The sequence below is a fragment of the Frateuria flava genome (assembly GCF_017837635.1).
GTDB classification, from domain to species: domain Bacteria; phylum Pseudomonadota; class Gammaproteobacteria; order Xanthomonadales; family Rhodanobacteraceae; genus Frateuria_A; species Frateuria_A flava.
In genome coordinates, this window is sequence record NZ_JAGJRS010000007.1 from 54,684 (window position 1) to 72,289 (window position 17,606).

Genomic DNA, 17,606 nt, shown 5'->3' on the forward strand with positions numbered 1-17,606 from the left:
CCGGGTGGACGCCTATCTTAGGGCGTCGTGGCGGTACCTGACTGTGCCTGCGCCCACACGGCCAGGCCGTGCAACACGCCATGCTCGACCATCGTCGTGTGCAGGCCGAGCAGCGCCACCAGGCCGGCGGCGTCACCGCCATCGAGGCGCACCGTCGGAACAGCGCCCAAGCGTGGCGTCATGCGCGCGACGAAGCGTTCGACCAGTGCGGCGGCCGCCTGCCAACAGCCGGAAACGACCGCGTCGGCCGTATTGTCGGCCGCGTCGACCAGTACGCCATCGCCACGCGGGCGCACTTGTGCGGTGGCACCGAGCAGCGCTTGTTGCATAAGCCGTGGGCCGGGGGCGATCAGGCCGCCCAGGTGCCGGCCATCCGCGGCCAGTGCATCGAGCGTGAGCGCGGTACCGACGCCGACCAGCACGCAGTCGCCCGCGCCCGCGGCGCGGGCCGCGACCATCGCCAGGAAGCGGTCGACACCGAGCCGTCCCGGCTCGGGGTAGGCATTGCGCACGCCGCAGGCCGTCGCCGGGGTGCGCAACCAGGTGACCTCGCACCCGAACAGCGCGTGTACCTGTGCCGCCACCGCGCGCTCGCGTTCGGTATCGACCACCGACGCGCCGAAAGCCGCCGTCGGCGCCGGCAGGGTCTGCCAGGTGGCGGCGAGCAGTGCCAGGTCCTCGTTCCAGGCCGCCGCGCCCTGGGCGTGCCAGCGAACGTGGTCCTCCAGCGCCCATTTCAGGCGCGTGTTGCCCAGGTCCAGCAGCAGCCTCATGCGCGGCGGACCGTGACGTCCGCGCTGTCGATCGAGCGCAACTCGCCGTTGGCCAGGCGAACCTGCAGCGCGCCGCGCGCGTCGACGCCGGCACCCACGCCCTCGACATGGCCCTGCGCGCCGCTGAGCTTGAGCTGGCGCCCGGCGAGCAGGTCGTGCCGGGCGTAGTCCTGGGCGAAAGGCGCGAAGCCGTGCCGCTCGAATTCGCGCAAACCCTCCACCAGCGCGGCGATCAGCCGGGCGGCCACCAGGTTGCGCTCGGGCATCTCGGTGGCCAGCGTGGCCAGGTCGCAAGCCGGCTGCCCGGCCTGTTCCCGCAGCGCCTCGGTCAGGCGCAGGTTGAGACCCACGCCGATCACCGCCGCGCACGGCCCTTGATACTCGCCGCTGAGTTCCACCAGCACGCCGGCGAGTTTGCCGCCGCCGGCCAGCACGTCGTTCGGCCACTTGAGGCCCGCACCCTCGATGCCGAGCGAGTCGATCGCGCGCAGCACCATGGTGCCGACCGCCAGCGACAGCCCCGAGAGCGCGGCGAAACCGCGATCGAAACGCTTGAGGCAGGAGAGATACAGATTGAGTCCCGGCGGCGACAGCCAACTGCGCCCGCGACGGCCGCGACCGGCGGTCTGCGTTTCGGCGAGCACCATGGACAGGTCAGCCGCATCGACCAGCCGACGCTGCAGTTCGCTGGAGGTCGAATCCAGTTCCCAATGCACCTCCAGCGCCCCCAGGCGCGAGGCGCAGGCACGTGGCAGCGCGGCGCGGATTCGCGCCGGATCGAGCAACTGCACCGGCCACGGCAGGCGGTAGCCGGCCGCGCCGCGCGCTTCGACCGGCAAGCCACGCGCGCGCAACGTCTCGACCTGCTTCCAGATCGCCGCGCGGGTGACACCCGCGCGGTCGGCGAGCTGGGCGCCGGAGACGGCTTCGCCGGAGGCCAGGGCGGCCAGCAGTTGTTGGGCCTGCATCAGCCGCATGCTCCAGGGTCGGACCCGGCAACGCGGGCGGGGAAAGGGGTCTCGCGCATCGGGAGATTCTAGCCGTTCCGGCGCCCGGTCACGCCGCGGCACCGCTCGCGCCGGGCACTGGCAACCCCCTCGGGTTTCTGCGACGATCCGGAGCCTTGGCCGGTGGATCAAGGGGTTGATCGCCATGGAACTGAAACGCAGCCTGTTCGGATGCCTACTCGCGCTTGCCAGCATCGGCACCGCGTCGGCGATGGGCGTGTCCACCCAGGATCCCACCGCCCCGCACGCGACCATCGACAGCGGCAGCCACGACGGTGGCGGCGCGGGCAGCGACAGCTCGGGCGCCAACCACGATTGCATCCTGCCCGACGCTGCCGGCGACAGTGCCGACGACAGCAGCACCGGCGGCGGTGGCGGCGCCATGACGCCCCATCCGCGTGCCAGCCGCCGCAGCAGCCTGGGCTGGCAGTCGCTGTTGCCCGGTTCGATCCAGTAACCCGGGTCTGCTCCGTCGCCTTTCGGACAGTCTGATCAGCGTCGAGTCCCAGAGGAGAGCTTCGGCTGCCTCAACACCACGCCATTCCGGCGCATGCGGGAATGACGGACGGAAAATGGCGGAACAAAGTTTTCACTGCGCAAAACCCGGCGCCAATCAGGCTCGCCGGAAGGGAGCCGGACACCGCTAGCTCGCCGGCAGGTTCACGCTGAAGCGCGCGCCACCCAGTTCGGGCGAGCGGTCGACCACCAGTTCGCCGCGGTAGGCCTTGATGATGTCCTGCACGATCGATAGGCCGATGCCATGGCCCTGGACACGCTCATCGCCACGCACGCCGCGTTGGAGCACCTTCTCGATCTGGTCCTCGGCGATGCCGGGGCCGTCATCCTCGACGCTCAGCCACAATCCGGGACGCTGGCGAGCGGCCTGCGGCTGCGCCTTGACCACCAGCAACACACGGTGGCCGGCCCACTTGAAGGCGTTCTCCAGCAGGTTGCCCATCAGCTCCAGCAGGTCGCCCTGCTCGCCGTAGAACGCCGCGCCCTCGTCCATTTCGAACTCGCACAGCACGTTCTTGGCCGCGTAGACCTTCTCCAGGCTGCGCACCAGATCCTCGGCGTGGCCGGCGATCGGCACCGCGCTGGCGAAGGTTTGCCGGCCCGAGGTGGCAGCGCGGGCGAGCTGGTAGGCGACCAGTTCGTCCATCCGCCGCACCTGGTCGAGCACGTCGCCGCGCAGGCCGGGCTGGTCGCCGACCGATTCCAGCCGCGAGCGGATCACCGCCAGTGGCGTCTTCAGGCTGTGCGCCAGATCGGCCAGGGTGTTGCGGGTGCGCGTGCGCTGCTCGCGCTCCGAATCGATGAAGGCGTTGATGCGGTCGGTCAGCGGGATCAGTTCCAGCGGGTACTGACTGTCCAGATGGTCGCTCTTGCCGCGCTCCACCCGCGCCATGTCGGTGGCGACCTTGCGCAGCGGGGTCAGGCTCCAGCGCAGCAGCAGCAACTGCAGCACGATCAGCATCACGCCGAGGATCGACAGCATGCCGACCAGGGTGCGCCTGTACACCGCGTTCTCGCCTTCGAACTGGCTCTCGGTCTGCGCGACCATGAAGGTCAGCCGCAACGGCTTCTTGTCGGGCACGTCCCAGGCCACGCCCAGCGCGTAGTAGTAGAGCCGGCCCATGCGCGTGTCGATCGGACCGGCGAAACGGTTCTCGCCCGGGTCCAGCGTCTTGAGGAAGGCGAAGTCGCGACCGATCGCCGAGGACGACTCCCAGCGAAAACCCTTGTCGCCCAGCACCACCGCGTAAAGGCCGGATCCGGGCTGTGAAAAGCTCGGATCAGGGGGCGCGTCGGGCAGCAGCACCTTGCCGTAGCGCGACACCTCGCTGCCGGCCAGGTAGGCGATCACGTAGTTCTGCAGGCGGTCGTGCAGGTTGTTGAGCGCGGTCTCGTGGTTGGCCCGCGAGAGCGTCAGCCCGACCAGCCCGAGGAAGCCGGCCAGCACCAGGCCGGTGGCGATGGCCGCGCGCGCCGCCAGTGAGAACGGACGGGGCGCGAACATCGATCAGCGACCGCCCGTGGGCTGCGGGCGGCGCAAGGCGTGCATGCTCGGGAGCCGCCGCAGGGCCATGGACCGGGGCTCAGTCGTCGTCGCCGTCGCTGCGCGGAATGGCGAAGCGGTAGCCGCGGCCGCGCACCGTCTCGATCGGCTTGAGCGCGCTTTCCGGGTCGAGCTTGCGGCGCAGGCGGCCGATGAACACCTCCAGCACGTTCGAGTCGCGGTCGAAGTCCTGCTGGTAGATGTGCTCGGTGAGGTCGGCCTTGGAGACCAGTTCGCCGGCATGCAGCATCAGGTACTCCAGCACCTTGTACTCGTAGCTGGTCAGGTCGACCGGCTTGCCCTCGACCGTCACCGTCTGCGCGGTGGTGTCCAGCTTGATCGGCCCGCAGGCGAGCACCGGCTTGGACCAGCCGCTGGCGCGGCGGACCAACGCATTGATGCGCGCCAGCAGTTCCTCGACGTGGAACGGTTTGACCAGGTAGTCGTCGGCGCCGTGCTTGAGACCCTCGACCTTGTCCTGCCAGGAGCCGCGGGCGGTGAGGATCAGGATCGGATAGCGCTGGCCGGCCTCGCGCAGCGCCTTGACCAGCTCCATGCCGGACATCTTGGGCAACCCCAGGTCGATGATCGCCAGGTCGAATGGGACCTCGCGGCCCAGGTAGATGCCCTCCTCGCCGTCCTGCGCGGCGTCGACCGCAAAGCCGTCGCGCTTCAGCCGCGCGGCGAGGGTCTCGCGCAAGGGCGCCTCGTCCTCGACCAAAAGGATGCGCATCAGTGTTTCTCCTTCTTGCCTGCGCCGTTGCCGGCCGGTGGTTTGCCCGCGCCCGTACGCGGGGCGTCGGACGAAATCGAGATGGTCCGCACGTGGCCTTCCGGGGTGAGTACCTTGATGCGGTACTCGGTCCGCCGGCCGAACTTGCGCGGATCAGCCGACAATATCTTACCGCCGGTGTCCTGTTGCACCTTCGCCACCGCCTCTTCCAGCGTCATCGGCGTCTTTTCCTGCGGTGTGGCGGCATGCGCCAGCACCGGCAGCAGCAGGGCCGGCAGGCAGGCGAGGAGGCGTCGGCGAAACATGGTCGGCAAGTCGGTGGCCCGGATTCAAATGCATACCAGCCTAGGCGGGCGGGGCTGAACATTGGCCGGCCGGGTCATGCCGCGTCCCGGCGGCCGCTGGCGGCCCGTTCGAGCAGGCTCCAGCCCGCACCAGGCAGGTGCGCGCCCTCGCTCAGCACGCGCCGGAACGTGCGCGCGCCGGGCTCGCCCTGGTATAGCCCGAGCAGGTGCCGGCTGATGTGCTTGAGCGCGGTACCGCGCCTGAGCTCCGCCTCCACGTAAGGACGCAGGTGCCCGAGCACCTCTTCGCGCGAGGGCATCGGCTCGCCGTACAGCGCCGCCTCCAGCTGCGCCAGCAGGTAGGGATCGTGGTAGGCCGCGCGGCCCAGCATCACGCCGTCGACCTGCGTCAGGTGGGCCTGCACCGCTTCCACCGTGGTGATACCGCCGTTGATGACCACCACCAGCTGCGGGAACTCGCGCTTGAGGCGATACACCCGCTCGTAGTCCAGCGGCGGAACCTCACGGTTTTCTTTCGGGCTCAGGCCTTTGAGCCAGGCCTTGCGCGCGTGCACCACCAGCACTTCGACGCCCGCCGACACCATCGTTTCGGTGAAATGCTGCAGGTCGGCGTAATCATCCTGGTCGTCCACGCCGATGCGGCACTTGACCGTCACCGGCACGTCCACGGCCTCACGCATCGCCCGCACGCAATCGCCGACCAGTGCCGGCTCGCGCATCAGACAGGCGCCGAAGCGGCCGGACTGCACGCGGTCGGACGGGCAGCCGACGTTGAGGTTGATCTCGTCATAGCCGGCCCGCGCGCCCAGCCGCGCCGCCTGCGCGAGCTCGAGCGGATCGCTGCCGCCCAGTTGCAGGGCCACCGGATGCTCCTGCTGGCTGTGCTCGAGCAGGCGCAGCTGGCCGCCACGCACCAGCGCGGCGCTGGTCACCATTTCGGTGTACAGCCGCGCATGGGGCGACAGCAGCCGGTGGAAGTAGCGGCAATGCCGGTCCGTCCAGTCCATCATCGGGGCGACGGTCAGGCGGAAATCGACGGGATCGGGACGCGCGGTCATGCGCGTATTCTAGCCGGTCACTCCGTGGCGGCCCCGCGCCCGAGCCAGCGCCGCGACGCCGCCAGGCCCACGCCCACGGCCGCTGCAATCGCCGCGGCGATGATCGACCCGGCCTGCAGCAGACCGGCGGCGGCGATCAGCGCGGGAGCCATCAGCAGGCGCAGCAGCCAGACCAGCGCGACGCGGCGCTCCAAGTCAGGCGCCAGCCTCGCCACAAACGCGAGGTAGGCCCACAACAGCGCCGCGCTCACATAAGTCGCGGCGGTCCCCACGAAATAGACCTGCATCGCCTGCGGATCCTCTTGCATGTGCTCCAGCGAGAAGCGGATCGCCACGGGCAGCAGCGCCACGAAGGCCAGCAGCAACAGGTTCAGCGCCGTACCCGGCAGGTCGATGTCGCGCAGGTGCGCGAACATGCGCCGGTGGTTCAACCAGACACCCCCGGTCAGCACGAAGCTGATCAGGTACAACACCAGCGGGCGCGCCCATGCATCCCACAGGCCGTGCCCCGCGACCAGCGTCGGCTTGAGCTCGATGGCCGAGAGCGTGATCGCTATGGCGAACACGCCGTCGGAGAGCATGATCACCCGGTCCAGGTGACGCTGCCCCACATGATGTTCTTCGACCGGCAGTTCGCCGCGCTTGGCCATGGTCTCCCCCGGGATTGGTCGATGTGATCGGCGGCCCCCGCGCTTGCGCGCTCGAACGCCTGCCGTGCCCGCGCTATGCTATGACGTTGCCCTGCCCCGCGCGCGGTCCTCGCGCCTGCCTCGTCCAGGGCCCCATCCCCGACAGAGAACGCAACGACCATGGTGGCACTGGCGACCGAGCACGTGATCGACGTGCGGCACTGGAACGACAGCCTTTTCAGCTTCCGCGCCACGCGCGATCCCGGCTTCCGCTTCGAGAGCGGGCAGTTCGTGATGATCGGGCTGGAAGTGGACGGCCGTCCGCTGATGCGCGCCTACTCCATCGCCAGTGCGAGCTGGGAGGAACACCTGGAGTTCTTCTCGATCAAGGTGCCCAACGGCCCACTGACCTCGCGCCTGCAACATCTGAAGCCCGGCGACCCCCTGGTGGTCAGCCGCAAGCCCACCGGCACGCTGGTGCTGGACGACCTCAAGCCCGGCAGGAACCTTTATCTGTTCGGCACCGGCACCGGGCTGGCGCCGTTCATGAGTGTCATCCGCGACCCGGCCACGTACGAGCGCTACGAGAAGATCGTGCTGGCCCACGGCGTGCGCCAGGTCAGCGACCTGGCCTATGCCGACTACCTCGAGCGCGAGCTGCAGCAGCACGAGTACCTCGGCGAACTGGTGCGCGAGAAGCTGATCTACTACCCGACGGTCACCCGCGAGCCGTTCCGCCACCGCGGGCGCATCACCGATGCCATCGTCGATGGCGTGATGAGCCAGGCCACCGGCCTGCCGCCGCTCAACCCCAGCACCGACCGCGTGATGCTGTGCGGCAGCCCGGCGATGCTCGACGACCTCTGCGCCTTGCTCGACGGGCGCGGCTTCCAGGCCTCGCCGCGCACGCGCGAACCGGGCGACTACGTGATCGAGCGGGCGTTCGTCGAGAAGTAGGCACCGGCAGGGCCGCCCTCTTCCCCCTACGGCACGTCTCCGCAACGGGGACGGTTAAGGTGTGGGTCCGCGCCGGAACCATTCCCGTCCGCGGTGACGGCGCACAGGCGAACAGGGCAGCCCGCCGACAGCTTCAACAGCCCATCCACACGGACACCACTAGGCTTCCGACCCTTCGGCGCGCAGGCGATCCGTTGCGGAGACTCCGGTGGCATTCAGCACCCCGCCCCCAGTGCAACCAGGCCAGGCACGCGGCAGCGTCGTGTTGGGCGTGGGCCGCGACGCGGCGCATTCCAGCCACGAGGCGGCCGCGCACACAGCCATCGCGCAGCAACTGGCCGACCTGCTGCATTACGACTTCGCCGGTGCCTATGTGCCGGGCCAGCCTTATTCCGGCCCGCTCTACTTCGTGCCAGGCGACGTGTTGACCGGGCTGGATTCGGCCGCGGCCTGTGGCATCCGCAGCGCCTCGGACCTGTTCGGCGGTGTGGTGCCCGATCGCGTGGTGGCCTCCAAGGCGATCACCCATCCATTGGTCGACGCTCCCACGCGCGTGCCGCAGGGCTGGTCCGCGACGGACGGTTAAGGTGTGGGTCCGCGCCGGAACCATTCCCGTCCGCGGTGACGGCGCACAGGCGAACAGGGCAGCCCGCCGACAGCTTCAACAGCCCATCCACACGGACACCACTAGGCTTCCGACCCTTCGGCGCGCAGGCGATCCGTTGCGGAGACTCCGGTGGCATTCAGCACCCCGCCCCCAGTGCAGCCAGGCCAGGCACGCGGCAGCGTCGTGTTGGGCGTGGGCCGCGACGCGGCGCATTCCAGCCACGAGGCGGCCGCGCACACAGCCATCGCGCAGCAACTGGCCGACCTGCTGCATTACGACTTCGCCGGTGCCTATGTGCCGGGCCAGCCTTATTCCGGCCCGCTCTACTTCGTGCCAGGCGACGTGTTGACCGGGCTGGATTCGGCCGCAGCCTGTGGCATCCGCAGTGCCTCGGACCTGTTCGGCGGTGTGGTGCCCGATCGCGTGGTGGCCTCCAAGGCGATCACCCATCCATTGGTCGACGCTCCCACGCGCGTGCCGCAGGGCTGGTCCGCGACGTTCGCCGAGCGGGTACGCGCCGTGGTACTGCCCGGCTACAGCGCCTACGCCCCCGCCGATGCGCGCCGCGCGGGGCGCGCGCTGCTGCACCTGGGCCCGGTACGCATCAAGCCGGCGCACGGCAACGCCGGTCGTGGCCAGCGGGTGGCCCGCGACATCGGCGAGCTGGACGCGATCGTCGCCGACGTCGACGAGGACGCGTTCGCCAGCGACGGCCTGGTGCTGGAAACCGACCTGCTCGACCTGACCACCTGGAGCGTGGGCCAGGTGCGCGTGGATCACCACACCATCGCCTACTACGGCACCCAGTGGCTGACCCGCGACAACGCCGGCGAGGTGGCCTACGGCGGCTCCAGCCTGCGCGTGCATCGCGGTGGCTTCGACGCGTTGCTGCGCGAACCGCTGCCGCCGCCGGTCCGCGAGGCGGCCGCGCAGGCACAGCTCTACGACGAGGCCGCGCGGCAGTGCTTCCCGCGCATGTTCGCCTCGCGCCGCAACTACGACGTGGTGCAAGGCAAGGACCACCGCGGCCACGCGCACGCCGGCGTACTGGAGTCGTCCTGGCGTATCGGCGGCGCCAGCGGCGCGGAGGCCGCCGCGCTGTTGCGCTTGCGCGACGAACCGGGCCGCCGCTGGCTCGGCGTGCGCACCGAGGAACGCTACGGGAGCGATACCGAACCGCCGCCCGGCGCCACCGTGCTGTTCCACGGCACCGACCCCGCGGTCGGTCCGCTGCTGAAGTTCACCGTGGTGGAGGACGATGACGACACGTAGCGAAGACACCGACATCGCCGTCGACGGCACGCGCATCGCCGGCACCGTGCTCGCCCCCGGCTCGACCATCCCCGGCGTGCTGTTCGTGCATGGCTGGGGCGGCTGCCGCGCACGCGACCTGGGCCGCGCCCAGCAGATCGCCGCACTGGGCTGCATCTGCCTGACCTTCGACATGCGCGGCCACGTGCGTACCGAGGCCCTGCGCCAGACCGTCACCCGCGAGCAGAACCTCGCCGACGTCGTCGCCGCCTACGACCACCTGCGCTTGCAGCCGCACGTCGATCCCGATGCGATCCTGGTCGTCGGCGCCAGCTACGGAGGCTATCTCGCCTCGATCCTCACCTCGCTGCGCCCGGTCAAGTGGCTCGCCCTGCGGGTGCCGGCGCTTTACGCGGACGACGACTGGGACAAACCCAAGCGCTCGCTGCCACGCGCACAACTGGACGCTTACCGCAGCCGCGTGCTCGAACCGGACGACAACCGCGCGCTGCGCGCCTGCAGCGATTTCCGCGGTGACGTGCTCATCGTCGAATCGGGCCACGACCATCTGGTCCCCCATCCAGCCATCGTCAGCTACCGCAACGCATTCCGGCGCAGCCATTCGGTGACCTACCGGATCATCGACGAGGCCGACCATGCGCTCTCCAGTCCCGATTGCCAGCGCGCCTATACCTCGATGCTGCTTGGCTGGACCACCGAAATGGTGTTCGGCGCCCGCGCCGGCGGCGCTCCCGGCCAGGCCCCGCCTCGCCCTGCATAGGGCCGGCGCTTGTCCACACGGATGAACGCCTGCACATTGGGTCCGCCCCCTCTGGAACCCGCCTGATGGAAATCGCGCTCTACCTGCTCGCCGCATTGCTGATCCTCGGTGGCCTCGCCGGCACCGTGCTGCCGATCCTGCCGGGCATCCCGATGATCTTCGGCGGCATCTGGCTGGTCGCCGCGGTCGATGGCTACCGCCACCTGGGCCTGGCCTGGTTGCTGGTGATCGGCGCGCTCGGCGCGCTCGGCGTGCTGGTGGACTTCGTCGCCGGCGCGATGGGGGCCAGGCGGGTCGGCGCCAGTGCGCGTGCGCTATGGGGCGCCACCATCGGCACCGTGGTGGGCATGTTCCTGGGCATTCCCGGGTTGATCTTCGGCCCGTTCGTCGGCGCGCTGGTGGGCGAGCTTTCGGCCGGCACCAGCGTGTTGCGCTCGGCCCACGTCGGCGCGGGCACCTGGATAGGGTTGCTCGCCGGCACGCTGGTCAAACTGGTGATTTCGTTCCTGATGGTCGGCCTGTTCGGCCTGGCCATGCTGCTCTAGACCTTAAGGCACAGGCACGCCTCAACCACGCCCGCGTACGCTGCGCCATCACCCAAGAAGGAGCGCCCCATGCGCAAGAGCCTCGCCCTCGCCCTCGCCGCCACGCTGGCCACCGCCGGATCGCTCCACGCGCAGGCCGCACCCGACACCTGGGTCCAGCGCAGCAACGCCGACGCCAAGGTATTGCTGGACACGATCGCCCGCTTCAGCCCCGAATTCGCCACCCAGGTCGGCGTACCCGGCTACGACACCAAAGTTGCGGACCTCAGGCCCGGTGTCGACGAACGCTCACGGGCGGCGCTGGTGGAGGCCAAGGGCAAACTCGAAAAACTGCTCGCGGTGGAGAAAGATCCGAACGTGCGCGAGGACCTCGACATCATGATCGAGGCCACCGCCCAGCAGATCGAAGGCATCGACCTCAACCACAAATACCTGCTGCCCTACAACGACATCGGCTCATTGATCTTCAGCGGCGAGTTCGCGCTGCTGAAGGACGACGTCGACGCCACGCGCCACCCGGCCGCGCTCGCGCGTCTTCAGTGCTACGTCGGCAAGGCCCCCGGCTGCACGCCGATCACCGAGCAGGCCAAGGCGCTGACCACGGCGCGACTTAGCGAGACATCGCTGCTGGGACCGTACAAGGGCGAGATCGAGCAGAAGCTCGCCAACACCCCGCGCTACGTCGAAGGTATCCGCCAGCTGTTCGCCAAGTACAAGCTCGACACGCCCGAGGGCAAGGCCGCACTGGACGCGCTCGACAAGCAACTGAAGGAGTACGACGCCTGGGTGCGCAGCACCGTGCTGCCGCGCGCACGCACCGACTTCCGCCTGCCCGAACCGCTGTACGCGTACAGCCTCAAGCAGGTCGGCATCGATATCCCGCCCGAGCAACTAATGAAGCAGGCCGAGCTCGAGTTCATGGAGCTGCGCGGCATGATGCAGGCGTTGGCGCCGGTGGTCGCCAAGGCCGAAGGCATCGACGCGACCGACTACCGCGACGTGCTCAAGGCGCTGAAGAAGCAGCAGCTCACCCGCGACCAGGTCGAGCCCTGGTACCACCAGGTGCTCGGCCACATCGAAGACACCATCCGCGACCAGGCCATCGTCACGCTGCCCAAGCGGCAGATGCAGATGCGCCTGGCCTCCGAGGCCGAAGCCGCGCAGGTGCCGGCACCGCACATGGACCCGCCGCCGTTCCTGAACAACCACGGCGAGCGCGGCACCTTCGTGCTGACCATGGGCAACCCCGGCAACGGCAAGGACAACAGCCAGGCCTACGACGACTTCACCTTCAAGGCGGCCGCCTGGACGCTGACCGCGCACGAAGGCCGCCCCGGCCACGAACTGCAGTTCGCCGCGATGGTCGAGCGCGGCGTCTCGCTGGCGCGCAGCCTGTTCGCCTTCAACAGCGTCAACGTGGAAGGCTGGGCGCTATATGCCGAGTCCGAGATGCTCCCCTACGAGCCGCCGGCCGGCCAGTTCGCCGCCCTGCAGGCCCGCCTGATGCGCGCCGCCCGCGCCTACCTCGATCCCATGCTCAACCTGGGGCTGATCACCCGCGAGCGCGCACACGACGTGCTCACCCACGACGTCGGCCTCTCCGAGGCCATGGCCCGCCAGGAACTGGATCGCTACACCTTCAACAGCCCCGGCCAGGCCACGGCGTATTTCTACGGCTACCTGCGCCTGCAGCAGCTGCGACTGGAGACCGAGCTGGCGCTCGGCGACAAATTCGACCGCAAGGCCTTCAACGACTTCGTGATCGGCCAGGGCCTGCTGCCACCGGCGCAACTGGCCGAAGCGGTCAAGACCCAGTTCGTTCCGCAACAGAAGCAGAAGCACTGACGGCGCGACAGAGCGCCCTCCCTGGCACCGCGGGGTGGAATGGGAGGGTCGCCTGCAACTCGGGCGCAAGGATCGCACTGCTTGACCCAACGGTCCGCAGGGGCGCGTTGTAATCGAGGGTCACCTTCGGGTTGCCGGGGGGCGGGTCGGGTGAAGGCTGGCTCGCGGGAATGTCCCCACGTGCGAAGTTGCTCCGCTCCCTCTCCCCTCCGCGGAGAGGGTCGGGTGAGGGGCCGGGGCTCGCGGGAATGTCCCGGCCTGGGCGATTCGTTTCTGTCGTCCTTGCGTGGCCTCCGCGCAACCTGGCGCGCCCGCCGCGGGCTTCCGATCGCCTGCCACACCTGGGATTGAGGCTGGAGCGTGCGAAGTTGCGCCGCTCTTTCTCCTGGAGGAGAGAGAGGGAGCAGGAAAAGCGGAGCGCTCAGTCGGGAATGACGTACAACAAAACCGCCAGGTAATGCAGCACGCTGCCGGCCAGCACGAACCCGTGCCACACCGCGTGATGGAACGGCAACCGCTTGCACAGATAAAACGGCACGCCCAGCGTGTAGGTCGCCCCGCCGGCGATCAGCAACACCAGCCCACCCGGCGCCAGATGCGTGCGCAACGGCTCGAACGCCACCAGCGCAACCCAACCCATCGCCACATAAATCGACACCGCCAGCCAACGCGTCTGGATGCGTCGCAACAGCCCAAGCTCCAACGCACTGCCGACCAGCGCCAGCGCCCAGATCGAGCCGAACAATCCCCAGGCCCACGCCCCTGGCAACACGATCAGCGTGAATGGCGTATAGGTACCGGCGATCAGCAGGAAGATCGCGATGTGGTCGAGCGTACGCAGTACCCGCCGCGGCAACTCTCCGGGGATCGCGTGGTAAAGGGTCGAGGCGGTATAGAGCAGGATCAGCGTGGTACCAAACACCGCGCATGCCACCACCGCCCGCGCATCGCCGCGCAGCGCGGCGAACGCCACCAGGGTCGCCAGTCCGCCGATGCTGAGCAGGATGCCGACGCCGTGGATCAGCGTGCTGGCCAGTTCGTCACCGAAACGGTAGCGCGGCGGGCTGACGGCGGAAGGCGCGGGCATGGCAGGCTCCTGGACGGAAAGGCCGGACGGCGACCTTACCATACCCGCGCGTACTGTCTTGCGACGGACGTCTGGACGTCCAAGCCTTTTTTTTACTGCTCGATGATGAACGCACCGAACGACACGCCCAGGTTCCAGCCCTCGCCCTTGCCGCTGAGCGCCAGGCCGACGTTGCCCTTGGTGAGCGCCTGCGCACCGGCCGACTCACCGGCGCCGGCGTGCGCCTCGGCATTGGCGTAATGACCCAGCACCTCGTGGATGTCGTATACCCCGGTGAACTTGCCGATGCCGTCCTCGATATGCGTCTTGCCGAAGGTCAGCCCGCCGCCCTTGGTACGAAGCTTCACCTGCATGGTCTGCCCATTACTGCAGCGGACGGTGCCGGTCCCCTTGGCGGTCTTGTAGAACACCGACCAACCCGACAGCGAGAAGGTCATCTTGCAGGAGATCTCACCCGCATGGGCAGGACCCGGCATGAGCGTCAATCCGGCCACCAGTAGCGCCAGTGCGCCCAGTTGCTTCCACATCGTCATGATTGCCTCCCTTTCGGCCCCCGCGGCCGCGCCGGTCGATTGTGCGGCAAAGCGCGCGGCGGCGGGAATGCTTGCGCAGGGGCGAGAAGCAGGCCTAGGCTGGTATCGCGTCGGCACGATTCCCTCTGCCCCAGTCCCTCGACCCCAGGCAGCGTGCCTGCGCCACGAGCACAGGAGGATCGCCCATGTCGTCCGCAGTCCTGGCTTCATCCCGCACGCACGCCCAGCCCGATCTGGTCCGCATCACCGCGTTGAGCGCGGCGATGGCCATCAACCTCACCGTATTCATCGCCGCCACCCGGCCGTTGCCGCCACTGGCCCTGCCGCGCCTGGAGGCACCATCGTTGAGCGCGCGTTTCATCCCGCCCAAACCCAAGCCGGTAGAGACACCGCCGCTGCCGGCCATTGTGCCGGTCACGCGGCACACGCCCGTGCACGTGGCGCCGCCGATCGCCACCACGCTGCACATCAGCGACGAAGGTTCGGTCGCAGCACCGCCGATCCACGTGCCCACCATCGCGCCACCTGCGGTGGGCTCGACGCCATTTGCCGTACCGGGCGAGCCTGTCGAAGCCAGCCTGGCCTACCGCAGCGCGCCGCTGGTCTTTCCTGCCCAGGCGATCCGCCAGCACATGCACGGCACCGTGCTGCTGCGGGTGCTGGTGGATGAAGCGGGCAAGCCGGTGGATGTGATCGTCGAGCGGAGCAGCGGCTACCCCTTGCTCGACCGCAGCGCCCGCGCGCAAGTGCTGGCGGGCTGGCGTTTCCAGCCGGCCAGCGTGGAGGGCCACGCGGTGCGCGCCTGGGCGCGCGTGCCGGTGAGTTTCGAGCTGCGCAAACTGTAGAAAAGCCGCCCAGCATCGCGCACTGAAGGGTTACGACTGCTTAACGGCGCCCATGCTCCACTGGGCGCCGTTCTTCGTACGGTCCTGCCATGGCAAACCACAGGCAAACCTTGAAGGCGCTGCGCCACATCGCGCTGGCGCACTGCCGAGGGGAGCACCCCGACCTGGCCGCCCTCGCCCGCGAACTGGGCAGCGTGGTCCGTCTTCATACGGAAGCTTTCACCACCCTGGCCAGCCGCGTGCGGACGGGCCCCGGCGGCCCGCGCATCCGCCCGCTGCGAACCGGTAGTGCGCCACTGCAATTGCTGTTGATCGCCTGGCCGGCCAACCACGTTTCCTCGCTGCACGACCATGGCGCGCGCTGGGGCCTGGAGATTCCGCTGCACGGCGCGCTGGAAGTCGAAGCCTGGCGGCGCCAGAGCGACGGCGGCGAACCGCTGGCGCACGGGCGCCACTGGCTCGGGCCCGGCGACGCACTGTGGTTCGACGCCGACCAGTCGCGCCTGCATCGTTGCCGCAATCTTTCCGGGCGCGAAGCTGCGCTCAGCCTGCATCTTTTCGGGGGCGCCCCCGGCGCCGGCCTGGCCTATGCCCCGCCCCCTTCCACCCGGCAGCGGATGCCCCCCTCGCGACCGGCCATCGCCGGACCGCTGCCGGGCTGAGCGCCGGCCACCGGAGAGCCGCCATGTTCCGACGGGTCGCCATCGTTGGCGGCGGTGCCGCCGCCGTCGCCCTTCTCACCGAACTGGTGGATCGCGCCAGTGCTCCGCTGCACCTGGACTGGTACACCGGCGGCGCGGCGCAGCCCGGTCGCGGCATCGCCTACGGAACGACCTCGCCGCGCCATCTGCTCAACGTGCGCGCCGCCACCATGGGCATGTTTTCGCGCCGCCCGCGTGGCTTCCTGGACTTCGCCCAGCGCGCCGATACGCAGGTCGCGGGCACCGATTTCCTGCCGCGGCGGTGGTACGGCGACTACCTGGAAGATCAAGCGGCCAACGCCCTGGCCCAGTCGCGCAGCCGTGGCGTCGACGTGCGCGTGGTGCCGTTCGCGGCCGATGCGCTGGTTCCCGAGATCGACGGCGTGACCGTGGTCCAGGGCGAGCGCGCCAGTCGCGTCGATGCGGCGGTGCTGGCCATCGGCGCATTGCCGGTGCGGCCGCTCGATGGCGTGGAAACGGCGCTGCTGGCTGAAGGTCGCTACGTTGTCGACCCCTGGTCGTTTCTGGCCTCGAGCGGCCCACACACGGCGCCGCGCGAGGTCGCGCTGGTCGGCCTCGGCCTGACCGCCATCGATGTGTTGCTGGATCTGGCCGATCGCTGGCCCGATACGCACTTCACCGCGGTCTCCCGCCACGGCCGTCTGCCGGCGGCGCACCTGCCGGTATCGACCGTGCCGGACGATGACGGTGGCGCGCTGGTCGAGGCCATGCACGACGCCCCCGAGATCCGCCGCTGGCTGCACCTGTTGCGTGAGGCGATCGCCGCCGGCGACGACTGGCGCGTGGTCATCGACAGCCTGCGCCCGTCCACCCATCAACTGTGGGAGGCGCTGCCGCTGGCCGAACGCGCGCGCTTCCTTCGACACGCCCGCTGGGCGTGGGAACGCGCGCGCCACCGCATGCCGCCACAGGTCGAACGGCAGGTGCTGGCGCTCGAACGCGAAGGCCGGCTCAGGCGGGTCCGCGGCCGCGTCACCGCCGCGCGGTCACGGGGCGGGCACGTCGAGCTTGAGGCATGGCACGCCGGCGTTCGTTCGTCGCTGCTCGCCGACCTGGCGATCCAGACCATCGGGCTGGACACCGACGTGCGCAACACGCTCCATCCGCTGATGCGCCAGATGGTCACCAACGGCCACGTCACGCCCGACCCGCTGGGCCTGGGCTGCCAGGCCACGCCGGACGGCCGCCTGTGTCACGACGGCACGCCGTGGCCACGGTTGTTCGGCATCGGCAGCCTCATGCGCGGCGCGCGCTGGGAATCGATCGCGATGCCGGAGATCCAGCTGCAGGCGCGCGTGCTGGCCTCGCAGATGCTGGAACCGGCCGCCGCGCCTGCACGGCGGCGGCTTGCTTCGCAGGCCGGTTGAAGCGGCACAGGATGGGCTTCAGCCCACCATGCCACCCACCACCCAGGGCGGTGAGCTGAGGCCCGCCCTGCTCACTTGCGTCGCGTGGTCCACTGGCTGGCCATCCAGGCGAGCGCGATGCCGACCGCCACGCCGGCCAACTCGCACAGCACGCGCGTGCCCAGGCCATCGGGGTCGTGCACTTCGGCCAGCTTTGCGCGCAGCAACTGCACCGATTGCAGGCGCGCGTAGTTGAAGTAGAAAAGGTCGGCCAGATCGCCGCTGCCGGCCAGCGCGACACCCAGCACGTAGGCCCATCCCATCTGCGCGCCATGGCTCCAGGCCTCGCGCGTACGCCAGCGGAACAGCAGGAACAGCAACGCACCGACCACTGCCGCGATCAGGCCCGCCTGCAGCCCGCCGATCCAGCCGTAGCCCATCCAGGATTGGTCGTAATGCATCGTCGTCCGCCATTGGTGGACGCGCATTATGCCGGGTGCGCTCCTGCCGCTGCCCGTGGCCA

Annotated in this window: 20 protein-coding genes; 10 read left to right on the forward strand and 10 right to left on the reverse strand. The window is 69.5% G+C overall.

Annotated elements, in window-relative coordinates; translation table 11 throughout:
* Positions 1-17: 17 nt before the first annotated feature.
* Together J7I44_RS02940 and J7I44_RS02945 are read right to left on the reverse strand one after the other, a co-directional pair.
* Positions 18-773, reverse strand: coding sequence for a type III pantothenate kinase (locus J7I44_RS02940; RefSeq protein ID WP_209615461.1), 756 nt, complete (start codon positions 771-773; stop codon positions 18-20).
* Positions 770-1,741, reverse strand: coding sequence for a biotin--[acetyl-CoA-carboxylase] ligase (locus J7I44_RS02945; RefSeq protein WP_209615464.1), 972 nt, complete (start codon positions 1,739-1,741; stop codon positions 770-772). The genes J7I44_RS02940 and J7I44_RS02945 overlap by 4 nt, the downstream gene beginning before the upstream one ends.
* Positions 1,742-1,925: 184 nt before the next feature.
* Between J7I44_RS02945 and J7I44_RS02950 the strand changes: the two genes are divergently transcribed.
* A complete protein-coding gene (locus tag J7I44_RS02950; protein WP_209615467.1) occupies positions 1,926-2,237 on the forward strand; it encodes a hypothetical protein in 312 nt (103 codons plus the stop codon).
* 186 nt (positions 2,238-2,423) lie between these two features.
* Here J7I44_RS02950 and J7I44_RS02955 read toward each other — a convergent pair whose 3' ends face one another.
* The 5 genes from J7I44_RS02955 to J7I44_RS02975 form a co-directional block, all read right to left on the reverse strand.
* On the reverse strand, positions 2,424-3,800 hold the full coding sequence (locus J7I44_RS02955) for an ATP-binding protein (protein ID WP_209615471.1): 1,377 nt from the start codon (positions 3,798-3,800) through the stop codon (positions 2,424-2,426).
* 79 nt (positions 3,801-3,879) lie between these two features.
* Positions 3,880-4,572 (reverse strand): response regulator transcription factor, encoded by a 693-nt coding sequence (locus J7I44_RS02960; protein ID WP_209615474.1) that lies wholly within the window; start codon positions 4,570-4,572, stop codon positions 3,880-3,882.
* Positions 4,572-4,877, reverse strand: a complete 306-nt coding sequence (locus J7I44_RS02965) for a PepSY domain-containing protein (protein WP_209615477.1) — start codon at positions 4,875-4,877, stop codon at positions 4,572-4,574. The genes J7I44_RS02960 and J7I44_RS02965 overlap by 1 nt, the downstream gene beginning before the upstream one ends.
* A 74-nt stretch (positions 4,878-4,951) precedes the next feature.
* Positions 4,952-5,935: a tRNA dihydrouridine(20/20a) synthase DusA gene (gene dusA, locus J7I44_RS02970; protein ID WP_209615482.1), complete on the reverse strand. Its 984-nt coding sequence runs from the start codon at positions 5,933-5,935 to the stop codon at positions 4,952-4,954.
* A 17-nt stretch (positions 5,936-5,952) separates the two neighbouring features.
* Complete coding sequence (locus J7I44_RS02975) at positions 5,953-6,585, reverse strand: TMEM175 family protein (RefSeq protein WP_209615486.1); 633 nt, start codon at positions 6,583-6,585, stop codon at positions 5,953-5,955.
* A gap of 159 nt (positions 6,586-6,744) precedes the next feature.
* Between J7I44_RS02975 and J7I44_RS02980 the strand changes: the two genes are divergently transcribed.
* The 6 genes from J7I44_RS02980 to J7I44_RS03005 all read left to right on the forward strand — a co-directional run bounded on the left by J7I44_RS02980 (position 6,745) and on the right by J7I44_RS03005 (position 12,550).
* Positions 6,745-7,521 carry a ferredoxin--NADP reductase gene (locus J7I44_RS02980; protein WP_209615489.1) on the forward strand — a complete coding sequence of 259 codons (777 nt, stop codon included), beginning with the start codon at positions 6,745-6,747 and terminating at the stop codon, positions 7,519-7,521.
* A gap of 208 nt (positions 7,522-7,729) precedes the next feature.
* Positions 7,730-8,107, forward strand: coding sequence for a DUF3182 family protein (locus J7I44_RS02985; RefSeq protein ID WP_209615492.1), 378 nt, complete (start codon positions 7,730-7,732; stop codon positions 8,105-8,107).
* A gap of 150 nt (positions 8,108-8,257) precedes the next feature.
* A complete protein-coding gene (locus J7I44_RS02990; protein ID WP_209615495.1) occupies positions 8,258-9,400 on the forward strand; it encodes a DUF3182 family protein in 1,143 nt (380 codons plus the stop codon).
* Positions 9,387-10,160, forward strand: a complete 774-nt coding sequence (locus J7I44_RS02995) for an alpha/beta hydrolase family protein (protein WP_209615498.1) — start codon at positions 9,387-9,389, stop codon at positions 10,158-10,160. Before J7I44_RS02990 ends, J7I44_RS02995 begins: the two co-directional genes overlap by 14 nt.
* Before the next feature lie 65 nt (positions 10,161-10,225).
* Positions 10,226-10,705, forward strand: a complete 480-nt coding sequence (locus tag J7I44_RS03000; RefSeq protein ID WP_209615501.1) for a DUF456 domain-containing protein — start codon at positions 10,226-10,228, stop codon at positions 10,703-10,705.
* Positions 10,706-10,774: 69 nt separating this feature from the next.
* Positions 10,775-12,550, forward strand: coding sequence for a DUF885 domain-containing protein (locus J7I44_RS03005; RefSeq protein ID WP_209615504.1), 1,776 nt, complete (start codon positions 10,775-10,777; stop codon positions 12,548-12,550).
* Between the two features lie 421 nt (positions 12,551-12,971).
* On the opposite strand, the gene trhA is transcribed toward J7I44_RS03005, so the two are convergent.
* A complete protein-coding gene (gene trhA, locus J7I44_RS03010; protein WP_209615506.1) occupies positions 12,972-13,637 on the reverse strand; it encodes a PAQR family membrane homeostasis protein TrhA in 666 nt (221 codons plus the stop codon).
* 92 nt (positions 13,638-13,729) lie between these two features.
* Positions 13,730-14,164: a hypothetical protein gene (locus J7I44_RS03015; protein ID WP_245187896.1), complete on the reverse strand. Its 435-nt coding sequence runs from the start codon at positions 14,162-14,164 to the stop codon at positions 13,730-13,732.
* 191 nt (positions 14,165-14,355) lie between these two features.
* Between J7I44_RS03015 and J7I44_RS03020 the strand changes: the two genes are divergently transcribed.
* From J7I44_RS03020 to J7I44_RS03030, 3 genes are all read left to right on the forward strand, one after another.
* Positions 14,356-15,015, forward strand: a complete 660-nt coding sequence (locus J7I44_RS03020; RefSeq protein WP_209615511.1) for an energy transducer TonB — start codon at positions 14,356-14,358, stop codon at positions 15,013-15,015.
* An 89-nt stretch (positions 15,016-15,104) separates the two neighbouring features.
* Positions 15,105-15,677: a cupin domain-containing protein gene (locus tag J7I44_RS03025; protein ID WP_209615514.1), complete on the forward strand. Its 573-nt coding sequence runs from the start codon at positions 15,105-15,107 to the stop codon at positions 15,675-15,677.
* A 23-nt stretch (positions 15,678-15,700) separates the two neighbouring features.
* Positions 15,701-17,104, forward strand: coding sequence for an FAD/NAD(P)-binding protein (locus J7I44_RS03030; protein ID WP_209615517.1), 1,404 nt, complete (start codon positions 15,701-15,703; stop codon positions 17,102-17,104).
* 71 nt (positions 17,105-17,175) lie between these two features.
* On the opposite strand, the gene J7I44_RS03035 is transcribed toward J7I44_RS03030, so the two are convergent.
* Entirely contained in the window at positions 17,176-17,544 is a 369-nt protein-coding gene (locus J7I44_RS03035; RefSeq protein ID WP_209615520.1) for a hypothetical protein, read from the reverse strand.
* Positions 17,545-17,606 lie beyond the last annotated feature (62 nt).